Annotated in this window: 1 protein-coding gene; it reads left to right on the forward strand. The window is 62.2% G+C overall.

Annotated elements, in window-relative coordinates; all coding sequences use genetic code 11:
• A partial coding sequence (locus tag RAD15_RS43355; protein ID WP_458184789.1) for an IS481 family transposase occupies positions 1-925 on the forward strand: 925 nt, incomplete at both ends.

Consider the following 925-nt stretch of genomic DNA (forward strand, 5'->3'; position numbering starts at 1 on the left):
ACGCCTAAAGGTCGAGAGGCGATGGTCCGAAGCGTGGTCGAGGGCGGGCTGAGCCAGGCCGACGCGGCTTTCCAATTCAACACGACGCCGAAGACCGTTGCCAAATGGGTCAAGCGGTTCCGCGCAGAAGGTGTGGAGGGGTTGCGTGATCGCTCCTCCAGACCCCATTCATCGCCGAGCCAAACCCCGCCTGCCACGTGTACAGCCATCGAGGCCTTGCGACGGCAGCGCCACACCGGCAAGCAGATCGCAGCCGAGGTCGAGGTGTCGCCGGCGACCGTCAGCCGCGTCCTGCGTCGTTTGGGAATAAACCGGATCCGCGATCTCGAGCCGGCCGAGCCGGAGCGCCGCTATGAGCGCGAGAACCCAGGCGAGATCATTCACATCGACATCAAAAAGCTCGGGCGTTTCGAGCGTGTCGGCCACCGCATCACCGGCGATCCGAGTGGTCCGAACAAGAGCCGCGGCGCCGGCTGGGATTTCGTCCACGTCTGCATTGACGACCATTCCCGCGTCGCCTTCACAGAGATCAAGCCCGACGAGACGGCGGACAGCGCTGTTCCCTTTCTCAAGGCTGCGGTGGCTTATTACAAAAGCCTCGGCGTCACCGTCGCGCGCGTCATGACTGACAATGGGAGTTGCTATCAGTCCTTTGCCTTCCGCGACGCTTGCCGAGACCTGGGCATCAAGCACATCCGCACCAAGCCTTACACGCCGAGAACAAACGGCAAGGCCGAGCGCTTCATTCAGACAGCGCTTCGGGAATGGGCCTATGCCCGAGCCTACCAAACCTCAGATCGGCGCGCCCAAGAACTGCCGGTCTGGCTACACCAATACAACTGGCACAGACCCCACGGTGGTATAGACTCCCAAACGCCGATCAGCAGGCTCGGTTTGTCCAAGGACAACCTCTTGAGGCTCCACA

It is taken from the genome of Bradyrhizobium sp. 14AA, from assembly GCF_054185205.1.